Genomic DNA, 21017 nt, shown 5'->3' with positions numbered 1-21017 from the left:
GCATGGCTCACGATCCCGGCCGGGCCGGTGCCCGGTACCACCGAGAAACGCGCGAGGAGCCAGAAGTGACCGTGCCTAAGCTCGCCCTGTCCGACAACACCGGGGAGGCACTGGCCAAAACGCGCGCCGACGTGGTCGTCGTCGGCACCCTGGCCGGCGAGGACGGCCCGGTGCTCGCCCCCGGCGCCGCCGCCGTGGACGCCGCCTTCGACGGCCGCCTGGCCGGCCTGCTGGCCACCCTCGGGGCGAGCGGCAAGGCCGAAGAGGTCGTCAAGATCCCGACGCTCGGCAAGCTCCCGGCGGCCGTCGTGCTCGCCGTCGGCCTGGGCAAGGAAGGCGACGCCGTCACCGCCGAGCAGGTCCGCCGCGCCGCGGGCGCCGCCGGCCGCGCGCTGGCCGGTACCGACCGCGCGTTCGTCACGCTGTCGGAGCTCGACCTGCAGGCCGCCGTCGAGGGCACGATCCTCGGCTCCTACGTCTTCACCGCCTACCGCTCCGAGAAGGGCGACGCGCCGGTCGCGAAGGCCGACTTCGCGAGCCCGTCGGCGGGGACCGCCCGCGAGCACAAGGCGACCCTGAAGGCGGCCGGCAGCATCGCCGAAGCCGTCATCACCGCGCGCGACCTGATCAACACCCCGCCGAACGACCTGTACCCGGCCTCCTTCGCCGACCGCGCGAAGAAGCTGGCCGAGGACAACGGCCTCGAGTTCGAGGTCCTCGACGAGAAGGCCCTCAAGCGCAAGGGCTTCGGCGGCATCCTCGGCGTCGGCGGCGGCTCGTCCCGCCCGCCGCGGCTGCTGCGCCTGGCGTACAAGCCGGCCAAGGCGGGCAAGAAGGTCGCGCTGGTCGGCAAGGGCATCACGTTCGACTCGGGCGGCATCTCGCTCAAGCCCGCCGCGAACATGGACCACATGACCTCGGACATGTCCGGCGCCGCCGGCGTGCTCGCTTCGGTCGTGCTGGCGGCGAAGCTGAAGTACCCCCTCGAGGTCGTCGCGCACATCCCGCTGGCGGAGAACCTGCCGTCGGGGACGTCGTACCGCCCGGGTGACGTGCTGACCATGTACGGCGGCAAGACGGTCGAGGTGCTCAACACCGACGCCGAGGGCCGGCTCGTCCTGGTCGACGCGATGGTGCGCGCCGCCGAGGAGAACCCGGACTACCTGATCGAGACCTCGACGCTGACCGGCGCCCAGGTCGTCGCGCTCGGCAACCGCACGGCCGGCGTGATGGGCTCGGACGACTTCCGCGACCGCGTCGCGGGGATCATGCAGGCCACCGGGGAGAACGGCTGGCCGATGCCGCTGCCGGAGGAACTGCGCGCCGACCTCGACTCGCGCCTGGCCGACCTGGCGAACGTGACCGGCCACCGCTGGGGCGGCATGCTCGCCGCCGGGATCTTCCTGCGCGAGTTCGTCGCCGACGGCCTCGACTGGGTCCACATCGACATCGCGGGCCCGTCGTTCAACACCGGCTCGCCGTGGGGCTACACCGGCAAGGGCGGCACGGGTGTCCCGGTCCGCACGATCGCCGCGGTGCTGGCCGACATCGCCGCCAACGGCTGAGTTTCAAACGCCCCAATGTGGCGTTGGTTGCGTCCAACGCACCGAACGCCACATTGGGTGCGTCCAACGCACCCAATGCCACATTGGGGCGCTTGGGGCCGGTGATCCATTTGCCGGTTTCGGTGTGATCCGCGACACCGTACGGTGACCGGGTGACCACCGGGCCGGTCGACGAGGACACGCCTGCCGCGATCGCCGCGGAGCACGACGAGGAACGGCCCGCGCGCGCCCTCTCGCGCGTCCCCGACCGGGTCGTCTACTTCGTCGCGCTGGCCGTGGCCGTGCTGGTGCTCAAGCAGGTGTTCTTCCCGTTCGCCAAGGGCAACCAGTTCTACCTCGTCCTCTTCCTCGGCGCGACGCTGCCGCTGGTCTTCCTCTGCTACCGCCCGCGGCTGCGCGGCCGTGACGACCCGGGCTGGACCGACTGGGCGCTGGCGGCAGCAGCGCTGGCCGCCGGCCTCTACCCCGTGCTCGTCGGCTACGACGACTTCCTGAACCGCCAAGGCATCCTGTCCCCGCCGGACATCGTGGCGGGCGCGCTGCTGCTCGTGCTCGTCCTCGAAGCCACCCGCCGCACCACTGGCCTGGTCCTGCCGATCGTCTGCCTGCTCTTCCTGGCCTACGCCTACTACGGCGGCTACCTCCCGCAGAACTGGGGCATCGCGCACGCCGGCATCGACTTCAGCCAGATCGTCAACGCGCTCTTCAACGACGCCAGCGGCTTCTACGGCACCCCGCTGGACGTCGCGGGCAGCTACATCGTGCTGTTCACGCTCTACGGCGCGGTGCTCAACGCCTCCGGCGCCGGGCAGTTCTTCGTCGACATCTCGTTCGCCGCGTTCCGGAAGTCCCGGACCGCGCCGGGCCGCACCACCGTCCTGTCGGGCTTCCTGCTCGGCACGGTGTCGGGCTCGGGCACGGCGACCGCCGTCAGCCTCGGCTCGATCACCTGGCCCATCCTCGAGAAAGCCCGCTACCCCAAGGAAAACGCGGGCGGCCTGCTCGCCGCGTCCGGCATCGGGGCCATCCTCTCGCCGCCGACGCTCGGCGCCGCCGCCTTCATCATCGCCGAGTACCTGCGGACGTCGTACCTGGAAGTGCTGATCTGGGCGACCGTGCCGACGCTGCTGTACTACCTCGGCATCGTGTTCGCGATGGAGGCCGACGCGCGGCGGTTCAAGGCCGAAGCCGTCGACGTCCCGCACGGCGATCCGGGGAAGCTCCTGCTGCGCGGCGGTTATCACTTCCTGTCGCTGGCGATCATCGTCGTGTTCCTCGCCCTGGACATCCCGCCGTTCGCCGCGGTCGTCTACGCCACCGGCGTCGCCGCGCTCTTCGCGCTGATCGCCCGGCGCAGCGACGTCAAAGGCTGGGCGAAGGACATGGTCGACGCGCTTTCGGCCGGGGTGCGCGGCGCGCTGCCGGTGATCGCGGTGTGCGCGGCGGCCGGGGTGATCACCTCGACCATCACCAAGACCGGGCTGGGCCTCGAACTCGCGGACGCGCTCGTGGAACTGGCCGGCGCGCTGACCGACAACGGCACGGTGATCCTGATCCTGACCGTGCTGCTCTCGGCGATCGCCGTCGGCGTGCTGGGCCTCGCGGTGCCGGTCACCGCCAGCTTCATCATCGCCTGGGTCGTGATCGGCCCGGCGCTGGAGTCGCTGGGCGTCGCCGACGCCGAACGCGCGATGTTCATCTTCTACTACGCCGTCCTGTCCGAGGTCACGCCGCCGACGGCGCTCGCCGCGGTGGCTTCGGCGGCGATCACCGGCGGCTCGGTGCTCGGCACCATGTGGCAGTGCTGGAAGTACACGCTCCCGGCGTTCCTGGTGCCCATCGCGTTCGTGCTCACCGACAACGGCGCCGCGCTGCTGCTGCAGGCCGACGCGCTGACCGTCGTCTGGGTGGCGGCGGTGTCCGCGGTGGCCGTCGCCGCGCTCGCGGTGGTGACCGGCGGCTGGCTCTTCGGACCGGTCAGCCTGCCCGTACGGCTGCTGTTCGTGCCCACCGCCCTGTGCCTGCTCTACCTGGAGCCGGCGCCGATCGCGGTCGGTGCCGCGTTCGGCGTCGCCGCCCTGCTCACCCACGCCGTGCTCAAGAGGAGGACAGCATGAAACGCGCACTGGCCGCCGCCGCGGTGCTCGCCCTGGCCGTCACCGGCTGCGGCGGGAAACAGCAGACCGACCAGGCCGCGCCCGGCGGGACGCAGTCCTGCGAAGCGGGCGAAGGCCGGATCACCATCGCCACCGGCAACAGCGGCGGCGTCTACTACGTGCTGGGCGGCGGGCTGGCCCAGCTGATCAGCAACAACACGAAACTGCGCGCGACGGCGGCGGAGACCGGCGCGTCGGTGCAGAACATCCAGCAGCTGGTCGCGGGCAACTACGACGTCGCGTTCTCGCTGGCCGACACCGCGGCGGACGCGGTGAACGGCAAGGGTTCCTTCGCCGGCAAGCCGCAGAAGATCCAGGCCCTCACCCGGATCTACCCGAACTCGACACAGGTGCTGGTGCGCACGGACTCCGGCATCACCAGCATCGCGGACATGAAGGGCAAGCGGATCTCGACCGGCTCGCCGAAGTCGGGCACCGAGGTGATCGCGAACCGCCTGCTGCAGGCAGCGGGCCTCAAGCCGGACACCGACGTCCAGGCCCAGCGGCTGGACCTGGCCAAGACCGCGGACGGCATGAAGGCGGGCACGCTCGACGGCCTCGTCTGGTCCGGTGGCCTGCCGACCGCGCAGATCACCGACATCACCACGGCGTTGAAGGACAAGGTGAAGTTCCTCGACATCACGCCGTTGCTGCCGAAGCTGAAGGAGGTCAACCCGGTCTACGACCAGGGTGTGATCCCTGCGGCGGCCTACGGGCAGCCCACCGACGTGCCGACGGTCGTGGTGCCGAACCTGCTGCTGGTGCGCGACGACTTCCCGGCGGGCAACGCGTGCGCGATCACGAAGCTGATCTTCGACAAGCAGGCGGAGCTGGCGAAGGTCCATCCCGCGGCCAAGGAGATCTCGAAGCAGCTGGCGACGCAGACCGACCCCGTGCCGCTGCACCCGGGCGCGAAGCAGGCGCTGGGCTAGGGTCGGCGAGGTGCAGGACTACCTCGAAGCGGCGGTCCGCGACGTCCTGACGGCGCCCGAAGCGCGCGTCGACGACCAGATCGGTTACGCGGCCTTGCTGCTCGCGATCTCCGGCGCGCTCGACGAAGCCGACCGGCTGGTCACGCAGTGGCAGGCCCGGACGGAACGGCCGGTGACCGCACTGGCTTCGGACCCGGTGCGGGCGCGCGCGTGGGCGATGCTCTTCGAAGCCCGGGGTGCGCGTCCGGACTGGGCCGAGGGGTTGGCGCCGCTCGACGTGGATCTCGAGGAGCGGAGGCACACGGCTGCGCTGCGTCGCCCGGTCTCCGACTTGGAGGGTGTCCTGCCGCCGAGCCTGGTCGCCGAGGTGGTCAAGCAGGTGGCGCCGTCACGCCCGGACCGGGTGCGCACGGCTCTGGCCGACGGTGACCTGGAGCTTTGGGCTTCTCTCGCCGGCCCGCGGCCCGATATCGCGACACTGGCGGCGACGCGTGCGCTGGCTCCCGTGCTGGTGGCGGGCGCGGACCCGCTCGGGCTGCGTGATTGGGCGCCGGCGTGCGCGGGTGCGCTGGTCGCGGCCCTGCACGAGCGGTACCCGCCGGACCTGGGCAGCTGGCCGGAGCTGATCGCGGAGATCATGCGCCTGCGCGGCGAGCCGTCGGCGACCGGCTCGGCGGCCTCGCCCCGCGGCGGAGCCCCGGCGACCCACTCCGCGCGACCCGCGCCGACTCACCCCCAGCTGCGCGCCCGGGTCACCCTCCCACCCCCGGCGTCGGAAGCGGCGATCCGGTCGGCCGAACTCCGGCTCGGCGTCGAGCTGCCCGCCGACCACCGCGAGTTCCTGCGCACCTGCGACGGCCTGCCCGCGGACGTGGTCTTCCCGCGCCTGCTCGGCACCGCGGACCTGCGCGCCGAGCACGGCGTGGTGATCCTCAGCGAACCCGCCGTCCTGCTGCTGTCGGCGGGGCACGTGGTCGAGGTCGACCCGGTCCTGGGCACGACGGTCCACGCGTCCTTCCGGGCGGCGCTGGTCAAGCACGCCACCCTGCTCGCCCAGGCGAGCTAGCTTGGACCGGGTGACCATCCTCACCGTGGAGAAGATCACCCCCGAGAACGTCGCCGCGGCCTGCCAGCTGGCCGTCGAACCGCACCAGAAGGACTTCGTCGCGCCCGTCGCCGTCTCGCTCGCCGAGGCGTACACCCAGCCGGACATCGCCTGGCCACGCCTGATCCTCGCGGACGGCGAACCCGTGGCGTTCGTGATGGGCGGCTTCGACCCGGACGCCGAGCTCGACTTCTTCCGCTGCGGGATCTGGCGGCTCAACGTCGGCGCCGGCGTCCAGGGCCGCGGCTACGGCCGGTTCGCGGTGGAGACGGTCCTGGAGGAAGCCCGAAGACGCGGCCAGAAGGCCGCGACCGTCCTGTGGATCCCGGCCGAGGGCGGCCCGGAGGACTTCTACCGCAAGCTGGGCTTCCGGCCGACCGGCCAGACGTTCAACGGCGAGGTCGTCGGCCGGATCGAGCTTTAGACCTGGCCGCGCTTCTTCCGCTCGGTGTACTCGCGCATGCGCTTCGGGTAGCCCACCCGCGAGACCTCGTACACCGGGATCGACCGGCGGTGGCCGAACTGCTGCGCGGCCTCCAGGCTGCCGATCCGCCGCCGGGTCCACTCGCCGTCGTGGGCGATCAACACCACAGTGGTCTCGGTGACGTTCGTCTTCGGTTCCACATAGGCCTCGACGCCGCGCCGGGAACCTGCCCACTCGTCGAGGTGGCGGGTGTCCTCGGAGCTGGCTTTCCGCAGCGTACCGGCCCGTTGCCCACCCTTGGCCCGCCTGCGCAGCGAGTCGAAGAGCCCCACCTCGACCACCTCTCCTCCCGAGACTTCCACCACTCATTATCCCGGTGTCCGCGTGTGGTCGGCGTCGCACACCCGGCTAGCTCGCAGCCCCGTCCGGCGTAGTGACAAGATGGCGAGTGTCGCGCGCGCGGTTATACCCGGCGCGGGCGGCGACAGAGCATCACCCCACTGCTTGCCGAGGAGTTAATGAAGTGACCGACACCTCCGCCGACCTCGTGATCCTGGGAGGCGGATCGGGCGGCTACGCCGCGGCGTTCCGCGCGGCCGAGCTGGGCCTTTCCGTCACGCTGATCGAGAAGGACAAGCTGGGCGGGACCTGCCTCCACCGGGGCTGCATCCCGACCAAGGCCCTGCTGCACGCCGCCGAGGTCGCCGACGAGACCCGTGAAGCCGAGGCGGTCGGCGTCAAGGCCGCCTTCGAGGGCATCGACATCGCCGGGGTCAACAAGTACAAGGACGGGATCATCGCCCGCCTGTACAAGGGCCTGCAGGGCCTGGCCAAGGCGCACAAGGTGAACCTCGTCGAGGGCAGCGGGACGTTCGTCGGCGGCACGACCGTCGAGGTGGACGGCACCCGCTACACCGGCAAGAACGTCATCCTCGCCACCGGCTCGTACTCGCGCACGCTGCCCGGCCTGGAGCTCGGCGGCCGCATCATCGCCAGCGAGCAGGCCCTCGCCCTCGACTACGTCCCGAAGAAGGTCGTCGTCCTCGGCGGCGGCGTCATCGGCGTCGAGTTCGCCAGCGTCTGGGCCTCCTTCGGCGTCGACGTCACCATCGTCGAGGCGCTGCCGCGGCTGGTCCCGAACGAGGACGAGTTCGCGTCCAAGCAGCTCGAGCGCGCCTTCCGCCGCCGCAAGATCGCCTTCAAGACCGGTGTGAAGTTCACCGGCGCGAAGCAGGACGACAACGGCGTGAGCGTCTCGCTGGAGTCCGGCGAGACCATCGAGGCCGACCTGCTGCTGGTCGCCGTCGGCCGCGGGCCGAACTCGGCCGGCCACGGCTACGAGGAGGCCGGCGTCAAGATCGAGCGCGGCTTCGTCCTCACCGACGAGCGGCTGCGCACGAACCTCCCGAACGTCTACGCCGTCGGCGACATCGTCCCGGGCCTGCAGCTCGCCCACCGCGGCTTCCAGCAGGGCATCTTCGTCGCCGAGGAGATCGCCGGGCTGAACCCGCGCGTCATCGACGAGAGCGGCATCCCGCGGGTCACCTACTCGCACCCGGAGGTCGCGTCGGTCGGGCTGACCGAGTCGCAGGCCAAGGACAAGTACGGCGCGGACGTCACGACGTTCACGTACGACCTGGGCGGCAACGGCAAGAGCCAGATCCTCAAGACCTCCGGTGGCGTCAAGCTGGTCAAGGCGCCGGACGGCCCGGTCGTGGGCGTCCACATGGTCGGCGACCGCGTCGGCGAGCTGATCGGCGAAGCGCAGCTGATCTACAGCTGGGAGGCCTTCCCCGAAGACGTCGCGCCGCTCATCCACGCCCACCCGACCCAGACCGAGGCCCTCGGTGAAGCGTTCCTCGCCCTCGCGGGGAAGCCGCTGCACGTGCACAGCTGACGTCCCACCAGCAGAATCCAGACCACGCAGAACTTGGAAGAGGAGTCAGCGAACGATGGCCTACTCCGTCACATTGCCGGAGCTCGGGGAGAGCGTCACCGAAGGCACCGTCACCCGGTGGCTTAAGCAGGAGGGCGACACCGTCGAGGTCGACGAGCCGTTGCTCGAGATCTCGACCGACAAGGTCGACACCGAGGTGCCCTCCCCGGTGGCGGGCACGGTCGTGAAGATCAGCGCCCAGGAGGACGAGACCGTCGAGGTCGGCGGCGAGCTCGCCGTCATCGACGACGGCAGCGGCGGCGTGCCCGAGTCCTCCGCCCCGGCGCAGGAGGAGCAGAAGTCCGAGCCGGAGCCTCAGCAGGAGGAGTCCGCGCCGCAGGCCTCCGACGAAGCGCCGAGCAAGCCGGACACCGCGCCGGCCGCCGGCGGCGAAGGCACCGAGGTGAAGCTGCCCGAGCTGGGCGAGAGCGTCACCGAGGGCACCGTCACGCGCTGGCTGAAGGCGGTCGGCGACTCGGTCGAGGTCGACGAGCCGCTGCTCGAGATCTCCACCGACAAGGTCGACACCGAGGTGCCGTCGCCGGTGGCCGGCACGGTGCTGGAGATCCGCGCGGGCGAGGACGAGACCGTCGAGGTCGGCGGCGTCCTGGCCGTGATCGGCGACGCGAACGCGGCGCCGAAGGCCGAGGCCAAGCCGGAGCCCAAGCCCGAGCCGAAGCCGGAACCCAAGCCGGAGCCGAAGCCCGAGCCCAAGCCGGAGCCGGTCCAGGAGGCCAAGCCCGAGCCCAAGCCGGAACCGAAGCCGCAGGCCGCCCCGGCCGCGGCCGCCACGCAGTCGGCCCCGGCCGCCGCGGCGAAGGACGGCTCGGCGGACGGCCCGTACGTCACGCCGCTGGTCCGCAAGCTGGCGTCGGAGCACGGCATCGACCTGTCGACGCTGACCGGCAGCGGGGTCGGCGGCCGGATCCGCAAGCAGGACGTCCTGGCTGCGGCCGAGGAGAAGCAGAAGGCCGCCGCCCCGGCGCCCGCCGCCGCTGCTCCGGCCGCCGCCGCTGCCCCGGCGGCGCCCGCCGCGCGTCCCGCGGCCACGGTGTCGCCGGAGCTGGCCGCGCTGCGCGGCACGGTGCAGAAGGCCAGCCGGATCCGCCAGATCACGGCCACCAAGACCCGCGAGTCGCTGCAGATCGCCGCGCAGCTCACGCAGGTCCAGGAGGTCGACGTCACGAAGATCGCCAAGCTGCGCCAGCGCGCGAAGGCGGGCTTCAAGGAGCGCGAGGGCGTCAACCTGACGTTCCTGCCGTTCTTCGCGAAGGCCACGGTCGAGGCGCTCAAGCAGCACCCGAACGTCAACGCGTCCTACAACGAGGACACGAAGGAGATCACCTACCACGGCGCCGTGCACCTGGGCATCGCGGTGGACACCGAGCGCGGGCTGCTCTCGGTCGTGATCCACGACGCGGGCGAGCTGAGCCTGGCCGGTCTCGCGCACCGGATCGCCGACCTGGCGGGCCGCGCGCGGGCGGGCCAGATCAAGCCGGACGAGCTGTCGGGCGGCACCTTCTCGATCACGAACATCGGCAGCGTCGGCGCGCTGTTCGACACGCCGATCATCGTGCAGCCGCAGTCGGGCATCCTCGGCACCGGCGCGGTCGTCAAGCGCCCGGTCGTGATCGCGGACGCCGACGGCAACGACACCATCGCGATCCGCTCGATGGCGTACCTGCCGCTGACCTACGACCACCGCCTGGTGGACGGGGCCGACGCGGGCCGCTTCCTGACGACGATCAAGCAGCGCCTGGAAGAGGGCAACTTCGAGAGCGAACTCGGTCTCTGAGTCACCTGACGAAGGCCGCCACGGGACAGCCGTGGCGGCCTTCGCCGCATCCGGGAGGAGGCGCGATGACCTGGTTCGCGGAGCACCGTGACGACGTCTCGATCGTCGCCGACGACGGCCGGAACCACTTGGCGCACAACGCCGACGTGCCCCGGGTGCTGGCTTCGACGATCAAGGTTGTCCACCTGCTCGCCTACACGACGGCGGTCGCCGGCGGGCTCGATCCGGCCGAGCCGGTCCGGGTCGGCGACTGGGACGCGTGGCATCCGTTCGAGGGCGACGGCCCGGTCGGCGGGGGCGCGCACCTGCGGGCCCTGACCTCCCTCGGCATCGCCTGTGACGACTACGGCGTCGCCCGTGATCCGGAGCAGCGCGTCCCGCTCGACGCGATCGCGGCGGCGATGATCTCCGAGAGCGACAACGCGGCCCCCGACTACCTCCGGGCCCGGCTCGGCGACGCCGCATTGCGCGCCGCGGCGGCGAGCGGCGGCTGGCCCGATCCGGATCTGCGCTGGTTCTGCGGCGAAACCCTGCGCTCGTTCTTCCCCGGCGAGCCGGACCTCACCGCGCGCTTCACCGGGGACCCCGCGTTCCGGCGGGAAGTCCGCGACCGCGTCCGGGGCGAGCCGGTCTCCGACGACGCGGAATGGGAGTGGACGCAGGGGACGGCCCGGGGCACGGCCGCCGAGTTGTTCGCCTTCCACCGGTACCTCGCCACCGCGGACACGCCCGCCGCCGAGCTGGCGCGCCGGAAACTCGGCGGCACCGTGCGGCACAAGGGTGGCGCGTTGCCGCGCTGCCGCGGGTTCGGTCTTTCCACCGGTGACGCGGTCATCGCGATGTTCTACACCGGCACGGGCTTCCCCGACGTCCCGCTCTGGCAGTTCGGCCTGGCGATCCTGTCCGATGTCCCCGCGTTCGCGAGGGACCTGGGCGTGCGCCTGTGACCCCGATAAGCCACGATCGAAGCATGCGAGTACTGATCGCCGGGGCGAGCGGCTTGATCGGGTCGGCGCTGGGCGAACGCCTGCGGCGCGACGGTCACGAGGTCCGCGTTCTCGTGCGGCGTGAAGCACGTGAAGGCGGCGAGTTCCGCTGGGATCCGCCGTCGGGCACCATCGCGAGCGGCGCGTTCGAGGGCGTGGACGCCGTCGTCAACCTGGGCGGCAAGCCGTTGTTCCCGGGCCGGTGGAGCGCGATGCGCAAGCAGCAGCTCACCGACAGCCGGGTCGAGCCGACCGAGGTGCTGGCCGAAGCCGTCGCCGAACACGGCGTCGGGGTGCTCGTCAACGCGTCCGCCGTCGGGTACTACGGGAACGCCGGCCCGTCCATTGTGGACGAATCCGCGCCACGCGGCGGAGGTTTCCTGGCCGAGCTGTGCGAAGCGTGGGAAGCGGCGACGGCGGGAGCCGGCGACGCGCGCGTGGTGAACATCCGGACCGGGCTGGTGCTTTCGGCGCGGGGCGGGCTGTACGGCACGTTGCGCCCGCTGTTCCGCCTCGGCCTGGGCGGGCGCCTCGGCGACGGCAGCCAGTACATGCCGTGGATCTCCCTCGACGACGAGGTGGGCGCGATCGTCCACGTCCTGACGCACGACCTGGCCGGCCCGGTGAACCTGACCGGCCCCGAGCCGGTGACCAACGCCGAGTTCACCCGCGCGGTCGGCCGGGCGCTGCACCGGCCGGCGCCGTGGTGGGTGCCCGGGATCGCGCTCAAGGCCGTGCTCGGCCAGGCCGGGGAGGAGATGGCGCTGTACGGGCAGCGGGCCGTCCCGGCGGCGCTGGAGCGGTCGGGGTTCGCGTTCCGGCACCGGACCCTGGACAGCGCGCTCGCCGCGGCATGAGTGTCCGGCTGCAGCGCTGGCTCGTCGTCGGCGCGGTGTTCTCCGCCGCGTTCGTCCTGCTCGGCCTGAGCGTGGCGCGGCAGCCGCTGGCGCTCGACGTCGCCGTATCGAACGCGCTGCACGGCGTGTACGCGGAGCCGCTCGGCCGGGTCGCGCAGGCCGGCAGCGACGTCCTCGGCCCGGTGCTCCCCTACGTCCTCGGCGTCGCGCTGCTCGCGCTGGCGCTGCGCCGCCGGGAGCACTTCGGGCTGTGCGTCCGGCTGGCCGTGGTGCTGCTGCTGTGCCGGCTGACGAGCCTGGTGTTCAAGCCGGTCTTCCTGCGGGAACGCCCGCGCGACTACCCGGACCTGAGCTACCCGAGCGGGCACGTCGTGTCGGTGGCGAGCACGGGGTTCGTCCTGCTCCTGCTGTGCGCGTGGCTGTGGCCGCGGCTGGTCCGCCGCGTGGCGGTGGCCGTGGCGGTCGCGGTCGTGCTGTCCGCCGCCTGCCGGGTCGTGCTCGGCGTCCACTGGGTGACCGACACGATCGGCGCAGTGCTGGCCGTGACCGGTGTCGGACTGCTCTCGGCGTCCGCCTTGCGGCTGCTTCCGCCGGGTGACGGGCGTAGCCTCGACGGGTGAGTTCTTCCCTGCCCTCCTGCCGCGCCAGCACCGAGCCCGTCGACGTCCGCGAACTCGGCACGATCGACTACACCGAAGCCTGGGAGCTCCAGCGCGGCTTTTTGACGGCCCGCGCCGACGGCACCGCGCCGGACACCATGCTCCTGCTGCAGCACCCGTCGGTGTACACCGCGGGCAAGCGCACCGAGCCCGCCGACCGGCCGATGGACGGCACCCCGGTGATCGACGTCGACCGCGGCGGCAAGATCACCTGGCACGGTCCCGGCCAGCTGGTCGGCTACCCGATCGTGAAGCTCGGCGACCCGATCGACGTCGTCCACTACGTGCGGCGGCTGGAAGAGGCGCTGATCCACGTGTGCGACCAGCTCGGCGTGACGAGCGGCCGCGTGGAAGGCCGCAGCGGCGTCTGGATCCCGGCCGACGACCGCGGCATCGAGCGCAAGATCGCGGCGATCGGCATCCGCGTCCAGCGCGGCGTGACGATGCACGGCTTCGAGCTGAACTGCAACGCGGACCTGAAGGCGTTCGACAACATCGTGCCGTGCGGCATCCGCGACGCGGGCGTGACGTCGCTTTCGTACGAGCTGCAGCGCGACGTCACGGTCGAAGCGGTCCTCCCCCTGGCCCGCGACGCGGTCCTGGCGGCCCTGGAAGGCGAGCTGCCGGTGAGCGAGGACCGCTGGCTCCCCCGCCCCGAGGCCCCGAAGGCCGCGGGCGTCACCTTCGCCCTCCAGAACTGAAAGTCCGTGAAGGCCTCCTTACCGGCTCTTATGACCGGTAAGGAGGCCTTCACGGCTTCGGCGGCCTGGAACTGTCGGGCCGTTTCGGTAGCGTGGAAAACGGGGGCCTGCTCAGTCCAGCTGCGGTGCGACCTCGGCGGCGATGAGGTCGATCTGGTCGAGGTCCGAGAGGTCCAGCAGCTGCAGGTAGACCCGCGTGATCCCGGTCTTCTCCCGCCACTGCCCGATCCGGTCGACGACCTCGGCGGGCGACCCCGCGAGGCCGTTCGCCCGCAGCTCGGTGACGTCCCGCCCGATGACCGACGCCCGCTGCGCGACTTCGGCGTCGGAGCGGCCGACGCCGATGACCAGCGCCACCGAGCGCAGGATCTCCTTCGGGTCGCGGCCGATCTCCTCCGCCGCCGCCTCGACGCGGGCGAACTGCGCGGCCGCGCTGTCGGCGTCCGCGAACGGCAGGTTGAACTCGTCGGCGAACCGCGCGGCCAGCGCCGGGGTGCGCTTCTTGCCCCCGCCGCCGATGATCACCGGCGGCGCCGGGTGCTGCGCGGGCTTCGGCAGGGCCGGCGACTCCGAAAGCGTGTAGTACTCGCCCTTGAAGGAGTACGTCGAGCCCACCGGCGTCTTCCACAGCCCGGTGATGATCTCGAGTTGCTCGGCGTAGCGGTCGAAGCGTTCCTTCAGCGGCGGCAGCGTCAGGCCGTACGCCTCGTGCTCGGCGTCGTACCAACCGGAGCCGAGGCCGAACTCGACGCGGCCGCCGGACATCTGGTCGACCTGCGCCACGGAGATGGCCAGCGGGCCCGGGTGCCGGAAGGTCGCCGCGGTGACGAGCGTGCCGAGCCGGATCCGGCTGGTCTCGCGGGCCAGGCCGGCGAGGGTGATCCAGGCGTCGGTCGGGCCGGGCAGACCGTCGGCCGAGCCCATCTTCAGGTAGTGGTCGCTGCGGAAGAAGGCGTCGTACCCGGCGGCTTCGGTCGCCTTGGCGACGCGCAGCAGGTCGTCGTAGCTGGCCCCTTGCTGGGGCTCGGTGAAGATCCTCAAGTCCACGAAGTCAGCCTATAGAGACGTCGTCCTCGGTGCGCCGCAGCCGTACCAGCATGCGGACGATCACGTCTTCGATCTCCGCGCCGACCTTCTTCGGGTCGGGCGAGCCGGCGATCTCCGTCGCGGCGCTCGACAGCGCGCCGAACAGCAGCCGCGAGGTGACCTCCACCGGCACCGGCTCGACGTCGCCCGCGTCGATGAGCGACTGCAGGCTCGACCGCACGAGCCCGAAGCTGTACCGCTCCTCCGCCTCGCGCCACCGCTCCCAGCCCATGACGACCGGCGCTTCGTGGACGGCGATCCGCTGGTAGGCCGGGTCGAGGCAGGCGCGGATGAACGCGTTGAGCCCGCCGAGCGCCCGTTCCCACGGCGTGCCGTCGCCGTTCACGATCTTGTCCAGCCGGTCGTAGACGAGACTTTCCACCTGGTCGAACGCGGCTTCGAAGAGGGCCTGCTTGCCGCTGAAGTGGTGGTACAGCGCGCCCTTGGTGACCCGGGCGCGTTTGGCGATCTCGTCGAGCGAGGTACCCGCGTAACCGCGTTTGGTGAACAGTTCGACCGCGCTGTCGACCAGCGCGGACCGGGTCGACTCGGAGTAGTCGAGTCGTCTGGACCTCATTGTCGCCACCTTCACAACCTTACGCCCGGGGCACCTCTCCATACCCATGGTATGTTCGCCGTGTCAGGTCCGTACCGGGAGTATGCCGCAAACCCGCGGTATGACCCGGGCCACGGAAGGGGACCCACAGATGAGCTGGACCGACTTCTACCGACGTCAGGAAATCCTCGAAGCCGCCGTCCGCCTGGCCGCGCGGAACCCGGGCGCGCCGCTGCCGCTCGAGGAGGTGCCGGGGGCCGAGGAGCACTTCGGCACCGAGGAGAACCTCCTCACCGCCCTGCAGTACCAGTGGACGCGCACGCTGAGCGGCCGCCTGCGCACCGAGGTCATCGACCCGGACGACGCCGACGGCCTCGGCGACCACATCGACGCCGTCGCGCGCGCCTGGCGCGCCGCCGTCGACGAGCACACCGACCTGCGCGCGGTCCTCGACGGCGCTTACGAGCGCCACGCGTCGCTGCGCCGGATGCACGAGGGCGAGCTGCGGATGCTCGCCGTCACGGCCGGGCTGGCGGACCCGCGCGAGCCGGCCGACGAGATCGTCAAGGTGGGCCGTGCGGTCGAGGCACTGCTGCGCGCGAACCGCGAGGAATCCACCCGCCGCCGTCCTGTGATGGGACACTTGCGGCGGTTGCTCGCGCCGAGTGCGTAAACAGAGTTAAGTAGGCGCATGACGCGCTGGAGCGAAGAAAACATCGCGGACCAGACCGGCCGGACCGTCCTGGTCACCGGGGCCAACTCCGGCCTGGGCCTGCGCACCGCCGAAGTGCTCGCGGGCAAGGGGGCCCGAGTGCTCCTGGCCTGCCGCTCCGCCGAACGCGGCGCGAAAGCCCTCGAACACGTCCGCGCCGCCGCCGCGGGCGCCGCACCCGAGCTCATCCCACTGGACCTGAGCGAGCTCGCGTCGGTGCGCGCGGCGGCCGTGTCGGTGCGAGAACACACCGGCGACGCGCTGGACGTGCTGGTCAACAACGCCGGCGTGATGGCGACCGCCCGCGGCCGCACCGCCGACGGCTTCGAGCTGCAGTTCGGCACCAACCACCTCGGGCACGCGGCGCTGACCTGGCTGCTGCTGCCCGCCCTGCGCGGCGGGCAGCACGCCCGGGTCGTCACGCTGTCGAGCATCGCCGCCGTCGGCGCCCGGATCGACCTCGAAGACCCCAACAGCGACCACCGCCGCTACAACCCGGCCACGGCGTACGGGCAGTCGAAGCTCGCCAACCAGGTGTTCGCCGTCGAACTCGACCGGCGGCTGCGCGCGGCGGGCGACGACGTCCTCAGCGTCGCCGCGCACCCCGGGTACACCGCGACCGGCCTCGGCAGCGGCATGGCGCGGTCGTACAGCAACGCGGTCGTCCGCTCGGTCATCGCCGGCGGCCACCGGATCGGCGAGGCCCTGTTCGCCCAGAACGTCCGCCAGGGCGCGCTGCCGCAGCTGTATGCGGCCACGGCGGACGACGTCACGGGCGGCGACTACATCGCCCCCGGCGGCCTCGGCGGGCTGCGCGGCAGCCCGGTCAAGACGCGCCCGCTGTCCGCCGCGCGCGACGAGTCGCTGGGGTCGGCGTTGTGGGACGTCACGGCGAAGCTGACCGGCGTCACCCCCGATCCCGCGTAGCCCGGACGGGCGTACGGTTGAGATCGTGAGTGCTGCGCCTGAAGGCCGGAAGCTGTTGCGTCTCGAGGTTCGCAACAGTGAGACGCCGATCGAGAAGAAGCCGTCGTGGATCAAGACGCGGGTGCGGATGGGGCCGGAGTTCACCGAGCTCAAGGGTCTGGTTCGTCGTGAGGGTCTGCACACGGTGTGTGAAGAAGCGGGCTGTCCCAACATTTACGAGTGCTGGGAGGACCGTGAGGCCACGTTCCTGATCGGCGGGGACCAGTGCACCCGGCGGTGTGATTTCTGTCAGATCGACACGGGGAAGCCGGCGGCTTTGGACACGGCTGAGCCGCGGAAGGTCGCGGAGTCGGTGCAGGCCATGGGCCTGCGGTATTCGACGGTGACCGGTGTCGCCCGGGACGACCTTCCCGATGGCGGTGCCTGGCTGTACGCGGAAACTGTGCGTCAGATTCACGCGTTGAACCCGGGTACCGGTGTGGAGTTGTTGATTCCGGATTTCAACGCCGATCCTGCGCAACTTGCCGAAGTTTTCGGGTCGCGTCCGGAGGTTCTTGCGCACAACGTGGAAACTGTTCCGCGGATTTTCAAGCGGATCCGTCCCGGATTCCGTTACGCTCGTTCTCTGGAAGTGATCACGGCGGCGCGTGAGGCCGGGTTGGTGACGAAGTCCAATCTGATCCTCGGGATGGGCGAGACGCCCGACGAGGTGGCTCCGGCGATGCGGGACCTGGTCGACGCCGGGTGTGAGATCTTGACGATCACGCAGTACCTGCGGCCGTCACCGCGGCACCACCCGGTGGACCGGTGGGTCAAGCCGGAGGAGTTCGTCGAGCACTCCCAGGCCGCGGAAGCGATGGGCTTCGCCGGCGTGATGGCCGGGCCGCTCGTGCGCTCGTCCTACCGCGCCGGACGGCTCTACGCCCAGACCAAGGCCCACCGCGGCGAGGTCCTCCCCGAGAACCTGCAGCACCTGGCAACCGAAGGCCCCGCAGCTCAGGAAGCGACGTCGCTGCTGGCACGGTGACACACGTCACCCCACCATCCTTAAAGGATCGGTAAAGTGGGTCGCATGGCCCTGGTTTCGGACCTTCTCAGCTGGCTGCAAGGACTCCCGGAACCGGGGCTCGTCGCCGCGACCGGCGGCCTGGTGTTCGCCGAATGCACGATCGGGCTGGGGTTCGTGGCCCCGGGCGAGTCCGGGCTGCTCATCGCCGCGACGACGGCGAACACCGTCCCGCGGTTCCTGGCGCTGTGGACGGTCGTCACCCTCTGCGCGACGGCGGGCGACGCGCTCGGTTACCTCGTCGGCCGCCGCTTCGGGCCGCGACTGCGGGAGACGAAGCTGATCCGCAAGTACGGCCTCGACGCCTGGGACAAGGCCACCGCCGTCCTCGAACGCCGCGGCGCCTGGGCGGTGTTCTTCGCCCGCTTCCTGCCGGTGATCCGGACGCTCACGCCGGCCGCGGCCGGGACGGCGGGCCTGCCGTTCCGGAAGTTCCTGCCGGCCGCCGCGGCGGGCGCGTTCTGCTGGTCGCTGGTCCACATCAGCATCGGCGCCGCCCTGGGCGAAGCCGCCAAGCGCATCGAAGGCGCCCTGAACACCGGCGGCCTGATCGTCGTCGGCCTGATCGCCGCGATCGGCGTGTTCTTCCTGCTGCGCCTCAAGAAGCGCAAGGCACTGGCCGCGCCCGAGCGCGAACCCGAACGGGTGCCCTGACCACCCGTCCGACCTGCGCACTTACTACATTCGGTGGCATGAGTCTCGCGGATCTCCCCCGGCCGGTCGGCTTCGTCCTCGGCGGGGGCGGCAGCCTCGGCGCCATGCAGGTCGGCATGCTGCGCGCCCTGACCGAAGCCGGGCTTGCGCCGGACCTCGTGACCGGCACGTCGGTCGGCTCGCTCAACGCGGCCGTGCTGGCCCTCTCCGGCGGCGACGCGCTCGCGCGGCTGAACGGCATCTGGGCGCGCATGACGCGCGATGAGGCGTTCCCCGGCGGCGTGCTGAGCCGCGTGCGGACGCTGACGCAGAGCAAGACGCACCTGTTCCCCAACACGGGCCTGGCGGGGATCATCGCCGACCACCTCGGCGCCGAGACGCGCTTCGAGGACCTGGCGTTGCCGCTCGGCGTCGTCACGACGCAGGTGGAAACGGCCGAGCCGTTGCTGATCCGCTCCGGACGGCTGCTCGAGCCGCTGCTGGCGAGCTGCGCGATCCCGGGGATCTTCCCGCCGGTGGAACACGAAGGGCAGCTGCTGTACGACGGCGGGCTCGTCGCGAACGTGCCGATGCGGCAGGCTCTCGCCATGGGCGCGAAGTCGCTGGTGGTGCTCGACTGCGCGTTCCCCGGGAAGCTACCGGGCGCGCCGAAGACATTCGCCGAGGTGATGATGTTCACCGCGATGATCAGCATGCGGAACCAGGCCGTGCTGGAGGCACCGCTGGCCGCCGCGCAGGCGCCGGTGCTGTACCTGCCGGGGCCCGCGCCGGTGCGTGTGAACCCGCTCGATTTCGGGCACACGGAAGCACTGGCGGAAGAGGCGTACACGGCGGCGCGGGAGTACCTCGACGAGCTTTCCGTGAGCGGGCCGGGGCTGTACGGCGCCCCGGGGCTCGTCATGACGTGATCCGCGTCACGCCGATGCACCTATCCGCCGGTAAGGACGTCATCGCTATCGCGTAGTTTTGATGACGAATGCCCGCCGATCCCAATTCCCCAAAAAGAGACAATATGCTCCCCAAGAAGATTTTACTTTCGGTGGCCGGAATCCTCGCCGGAGCACTGCTGCTTTCCGCCTGCTCGTCCGGTGACGACGGCGGTTCGCCCGCCGGCGGGGCACCGGCGTCAGGGTCCGCCTCGGCGTCGGCGACACCGGTGGCGGTGACGTTCGAACCCGCGGGTGGCACGGGCGTGAACCCCGCGACGCCGATCGTCGTGAAGGCGGCCAACGGGAAGCTCCTCGACGTCACGGTGACCAACACCGCCAAGGGGAAGACGGTCGCCGGCAAGCTCGCGGAGGACGGCTCGAGCTGGACGTCGAGCGAGCCGCTCGGCTACGGCGCGACGTACAAGATCGTCGCGCACGCCCAGGGCGCCAACGGGCAGCCGATCGAGCAGGACAACCAGATCAGCACGATCGCGCCGAAGAAGCAGGCGAACGCCAACCTGATCCCGGCGCCGTCCGCGGTGGCGAGCACGGGCGTCGGCGTGGGGCAGCCCATCGTGTTCAGCTTCGGCAAGGTCGCCGTCAAGAACAAGGCGGCGGTCGAGAAGGCCCTGACGGTCGAGTCGACGCCGAAGCAGGAGGGCAGCTGGTACTGGATCGACGACTCGAACGTCCACTACCGGCCGAAGGAGTACTGGAAGGCCGGCACGACACTGAAGGTGACGGCGAAGATCTACGGCGTCGACTTCGGCGGCGGCGTCTTCGGCGCGGAGGACCGCACGGAGACGTACAAGGTGCACGATTCCTGGATCGCGAAGGCGGACGGGAACAGCGAGCAGATGCAGATCTTCCACAACGGCCAGATGGTGAAGTCGATGCCGATCTCGATGGGCAAGGACGCGACACCGACCCACCTGGGCGCGCACGTCATTTCGGACAAGCAGGCGAACTACACGATGGACTCGTGCACGTACGGCGTCTGCCCGCCCGACCCGAAGGCGTACCGGTCGAACGAGAAGTGGTCGGAGCGGATTTCGAACGACGGCGAGTTCGTCCACGAGAACCCGAACAGCGTGAGCCAGCAGGGCAGTTCGAACGTCTCGCACGGCTGCATCAACCTGAACGACGCGAACGCCCAGTGGTTCTTCCAGAACATGGGCCTGGGCGACGTCGTGGAGGTCACCAACTCGGGCGGCCCCCAGCTCCCGGTGTGGGACCTGTACGGCGACTGGACGAAGTCCTGGGCCGACTGGCAAGCCGGCTCAGCCATCAAGTAACCCACTCACCTACCGGGGGGTCAGGAGCGCCGCTCCTGACCCCCTTCTTCTTGCCCAGCCCCTCCCGCCTCCGCCGTGTCGACCCTCCAATCACACGTGATGCCCCTCCAATCACGAGTGATGCCCTCCCGATCACGTGAGTTCCGGCTTCAACCAATATTGGGAAGCATCACGGCGCCGGCTGGGAGCGTAACTGGCGTGATCCGGGACGAGATTGGCGTGATCAGAGGCGGATCTCGCGTGATTGGAGGCGGGACTCGCGGACCGACAGGGTCGGCTCGTGTGATCCGGAAGCCGACACGCGTGATTGAACGGTCGACTCACGTGATTGGAGGGTCGACACGGGGGGGTCTGGATATGAAGAAAGGGCCTGGGCCGGGAGACTTGCGTCTCGACCGGGCCCAGGCCCTTTTCTCAAGGTAAGTTCGGCGGTGTCCTACTCTCCCACAACCCTTCGGTTGCAGTACCATCGGCGCTGTCAGGCTTAGCTTCCGGGTTCGGAATGGGACCGGGCGTTTCCCTGACGCTATAACCACCGAAACACTACGAAACAACACACACCGGTGTGGTGTTTCAGAACCGTAGAGTGGATGCGTAACATCTTCGTAGGCAAGTCCTCGGCCTATTAGTACCAGTCAACTCGACAACACATTACTGTGCTTCCATTTCTGGCCTA

At 70.7% G+C, this 21017-nt stretch carries 20 protein-coding genes and 1 rRNA gene; 17 read left to right on the top strand and 4 right to left on the bottom strand.

Annotation, left to right across the window (positions count from 1 at the left end; translation table 11 throughout):
* Positions 1 to 65: 65 nt before the first annotated feature.
* The 5 genes from AB0G28_RS32595 (at position 66) to AB0G28_RS32575 (ending at position 6182) form a co-directional block, all read left to right on the top strand.
* On the top strand, positions 66 to 1565 hold the full coding sequence (locus tag AB0G28_RS32595; protein WP_361097841.1) for a leucyl aminopeptidase: 1500 nt from the start codon (positions 66 to 68) through the stop codon (positions 1563 to 1565).
* 152 nt (positions 1566 to 1717) lie between these two features.
* On the top strand, positions 1718 to 3682 hold the full coding sequence (locus tag AB0G28_RS32590) for a TRAP transporter fused permease subunit (RefSeq protein ID WP_361097838.1): 1965 nt from the start codon (positions 1718 to 1720) through the stop codon (positions 3680 to 3682).
* On the top strand, positions 3679 to 4653 hold the full coding sequence (locus tag AB0G28_RS32585) for a TAXI family TRAP transporter solute-binding subunit (protein WP_361097835.1): 975 nt from the start codon (positions 3679 to 3681) through the stop codon (positions 4651 to 4653). Before AB0G28_RS32590 ends, AB0G28_RS32585 begins: the two co-directional genes overlap by 4 nt.
* A 10-nt stretch (positions 4654 to 4663) precedes the next feature.
* Positions 4664 to 5719 (top strand): SMI1/KNR4 family protein, encoded by a 1056-nt coding sequence (locus AB0G28_RS32580; RefSeq protein ID WP_361097832.1) that lies wholly within the window; start codon positions 4664 to 4666, stop codon positions 5717 to 5719.
* A 10-nt stretch (positions 5720 to 5729) separates the two neighbouring features.
* Entirely contained in the window at positions 5730 to 6182 is a 453-nt protein-coding gene (locus AB0G28_RS32575; protein ID WP_361097829.1) for a GNAT family N-acetyltransferase, read from the top strand.
* Here the strand turns inward: AB0G28_RS32575 and AB0G28_RS32570 are convergent.
* On the bottom strand, positions 6179 to 6523 hold the full coding sequence (locus tag AB0G28_RS32570; protein ID WP_361097826.1) for an oxidoreductase: 345 nt from the start codon (positions 6521 to 6523) through the stop codon (positions 6179 to 6181). The two genes, AB0G28_RS32575 and AB0G28_RS32570, sit on opposite strands and share 4 nt — an antisense overlap.
* A 182-nt stretch (positions 6524 to 6705) precedes the next feature.
* Here AB0G28_RS32570 and lpdA point away from each other — a divergent pair, with 182 nt between their 5' ends.
* The 6 genes from lpdA (at position 6706) to lipB (ending at position 13116) form a co-directional block, all read left to right on the top strand.
* On the top strand, positions 6706 to 8079 hold the full coding sequence (gene lpdA, locus AB0G28_RS32565; protein WP_361097823.1) for a dihydrolipoyl dehydrogenase: 1374 nt from the start codon (positions 6706 to 6708) through the stop codon (positions 8077 to 8079).
* Between the two features lie 55 nt (positions 8080 to 8134).
* Positions 8135 to 9913 (top strand): 2-oxoglutarate dehydrogenase, E2 component, dihydrolipoamide succinyltransferase, encoded by a 1779-nt coding sequence (gene sucB / locus AB0G28_RS32560; RefSeq protein ID WP_361097820.1) that lies wholly within the window; start codon positions 8135 to 8137, stop codon positions 9911 to 9913.
* 65 nt (positions 9914 to 9978) lie between these two features.
* Entirely contained in the window at positions 9979 to 10860 is an 882-nt protein-coding gene (locus AB0G28_RS32555; protein ID WP_361097817.1) for a serine hydrolase, read from the top strand.
* A gap of 23 nt (positions 10861 to 10883) precedes the next feature.
* The gene (locus AB0G28_RS32550; protein WP_361097814.1) at positions 10884 to 11756 is read left to right on the top strand and encodes a TIGR01777 family oxidoreductase; all 873 of its coding nucleotides are present in this window, start codon (positions 10884 to 10886) and stop codon (positions 11754 to 11756) included.
* The gene (locus tag AB0G28_RS32545) at positions 11753 to 12376 is read left to right on the top strand and encodes a phosphatase PAP2 family protein (RefSeq protein ID WP_361097806.1); all 624 of its coding nucleotides are present in this window, start codon (positions 11753 to 11755) and stop codon (positions 12374 to 12376) included. Before AB0G28_RS32550 ends, AB0G28_RS32545 begins: the two co-directional genes overlap by 4 nt.
* On the top strand, positions 12373 to 13116 hold the full coding sequence (gene lipB, locus AB0G28_RS32540; protein WP_361097803.1) for a lipoyl(octanoyl) transferase LipB: 744 nt from the start codon (positions 12373 to 12375) through the stop codon (positions 13114 to 13116). Before AB0G28_RS32545 ends, lipB begins: the two co-directional genes overlap by 4 nt.
* Before the next feature lie 111 nt (positions 13117 to 13227).
* Here lipB and AB0G28_RS32535 read toward each other — a convergent pair whose 3' ends face one another.
* Together AB0G28_RS32535 and AB0G28_RS32530 are read right to left on the bottom strand one after the other, a co-directional pair.
* Positions 13228 to 14163 carry an LLM class F420-dependent oxidoreductase gene (locus AB0G28_RS32535; RefSeq protein ID WP_361097800.1) on the bottom strand — a complete coding sequence of 312 codons (936 nt, stop codon included), beginning with the start codon at positions 14161 to 14163 and terminating at the stop codon, positions 13228 to 13230.
* A 4-nt stretch (positions 14164 to 14167) separates the two neighbouring features.
* Positions 14168 to 14779, bottom strand: coding sequence for a TetR/AcrR family transcriptional regulator (locus tag AB0G28_RS32530; protein WP_361097797.1), 612 nt, complete (start codon positions 14777 to 14779; stop codon positions 14168 to 14170).
* A gap of 130 nt (positions 14780 to 14909) precedes the next feature.
* On the opposite strand from AB0G28_RS32530, the gene AB0G28_RS32525 reads away from it, so the two are divergent.
* From AB0G28_RS32525 to AB0G28_RS32500, 6 genes are all read left to right on the top strand, one after another.
* Positions 14910 to 15431, top strand: coding sequence for a hypothetical protein (locus tag AB0G28_RS32525; RefSeq protein WP_361097794.1), 522 nt, complete (start codon positions 14910 to 14912; stop codon positions 15429 to 15431).
* A gap of 18 nt (positions 15432 to 15449) precedes the next feature.
* Complete coding sequence (locus AB0G28_RS32520; RefSeq protein WP_361097791.1) at positions 15450 to 16397, top strand: oxidoreductase; 948 nt, start codon at positions 15450 to 15452, stop codon at positions 16395 to 16397.
* Between the two features lie 25 nt (positions 16398 to 16422).
* Positions 16423 to 17424: a lipoyl synthase gene (lipA, locus tag AB0G28_RS32515; RefSeq protein WP_361097788.1), complete on the top strand. Its 1002-nt coding sequence runs from the start codon at positions 16423 to 16425 to the stop codon at positions 17422 to 17424.
* Positions 17425 to 17469: 45 nt separating this feature from the next.
* Positions 17470 to 18117 (top strand): DedA family protein, encoded by a 648-nt coding sequence (locus tag AB0G28_RS32510; RefSeq protein ID WP_361097785.1) that lies wholly within the window; start codon positions 17470 to 17472, stop codon positions 18115 to 18117.
* A gap of 38 nt (positions 18118 to 18155) precedes the next feature.
* Positions 18156 to 19025 carry a patatin-like phospholipase family protein gene (locus AB0G28_RS32505; protein ID WP_361097782.1) on the top strand — a complete coding sequence of 290 codons (870 nt, stop codon included), beginning with the start codon at positions 18156 to 18158 and terminating at the stop codon, positions 19023 to 19025.
* 104 nt (positions 19026 to 19129) lie between these two features.
* On the top strand, positions 19130 to 20341 hold the full coding sequence (locus tag AB0G28_RS32500) for an Ig-like domain-containing protein (protein WP_361097779.1): 1212 nt from the start codon (positions 19130 to 19132) through the stop codon (positions 20339 to 20341).
* A 423-nt stretch (positions 20342 to 20764) separates the two neighbouring features.
* On the opposite strand, the gene rrf is transcribed toward AB0G28_RS32500, so the two are convergent.
* A 5S ribosomal RNA gene (gene rrf / locus AB0G28_RS32495) occupies positions 20765 to 20881 on the bottom strand.
* Positions 20882 to 21017 lie beyond the last annotated feature (136 nt).

Source organism: Amycolatopsis sp. NPDC021455, from assembly GCF_040640995.1.
In the GTDB taxonomy this organism is placed as follows: Bacteria; Actinomycetota; Actinomycetes; order Mycobacteriales; family Pseudonocardiaceae; genus Amycolatopsis.
Note: the sequence above shows the minus strand (reverse complement) of the source record. Positions and strands in the feature narration are given on the sequence as shown.

What these genes read in the sequence shown, in the direction of transcription:
- AB0G28_RS32585 (WP_361097835.1), top strand. Translation starts at nt 3,679, where the DNA reads ATGAAACGCGCACTGGCCGCCGCCGCGGTGCTCGCCCTGGCCGTCACC.
- sucB (WP_361097820.1), top strand. Translation starts at nt 8,135, where the DNA reads ATGGCCTACTCCGTCACATTGCCGGAGCTCGGGGAGAGCGTCACCGAA.
- AB0G28_RS32555 (WP_361097817.1), top strand. Translation starts at nt 9,979, where the DNA reads ATGACCTGGTTCGCGGAGCACCGTGACGACGTCTCGATCGTCGCCGAC.
- AB0G28_RS32550 (WP_361097814.1), top strand. Translation starts at nt 10,884, where the DNA reads ATGCGAGTACTGATCGCCGGGGCGAGCGGCTTGATCGGGTCGGCGCTG.
- AB0G28_RS32545 (WP_361097806.1), top strand. Translation starts at nt 11,753, where the DNA reads ATGAGTGTCCGGCTGCAGCGCTGGCTCGTCGTCGGCGCGGTGTTCTCC.
- AB0G28_RS32530 (WP_361097797.1), bottom strand. Translation starts at nt 14,779, where the DNA reads ATGAGGTCCAGACGACTCGACTACTCCGAGTCGACCCGGTCCGCGCTG.
- AB0G28_RS32525 (WP_361097794.1), top strand. Translation starts at nt 14,910, where the DNA reads ATGAGCTGGACCGACTTCTACCGACGTCAGGAAATCCTCGAAGCCGCC.
- AB0G28_RS32520 (WP_361097791.1), top strand. Translation starts at nt 15,450, where the DNA reads ATGACGCGCTGGAGCGAAGAAAACATCGCGGACCAGACCGGCCGGACC.
- AB0G28_RS32510 (WP_361097785.1), top strand. Translation starts at nt 17,470, where the DNA reads ATGGCCCTGGTTTCGGACCTTCTCAGCTGGCTGCAAGGACTCCCGGAA.
- AB0G28_RS32505 (WP_361097782.1), top strand. Translation starts at nt 18,156, where the DNA reads ATGAGTCTCGCGGATCTCCCCCGGCCGGTCGGCTTCGTCCTCGGCGGG.
- AB0G28_RS32500 (WP_361097779.1), top strand. Translation starts at nt 19,130, where the DNA reads ATGCTCCCCAAGAAGATTTTACTTTCGGTGGCCGGAATCCTCGCCGGA.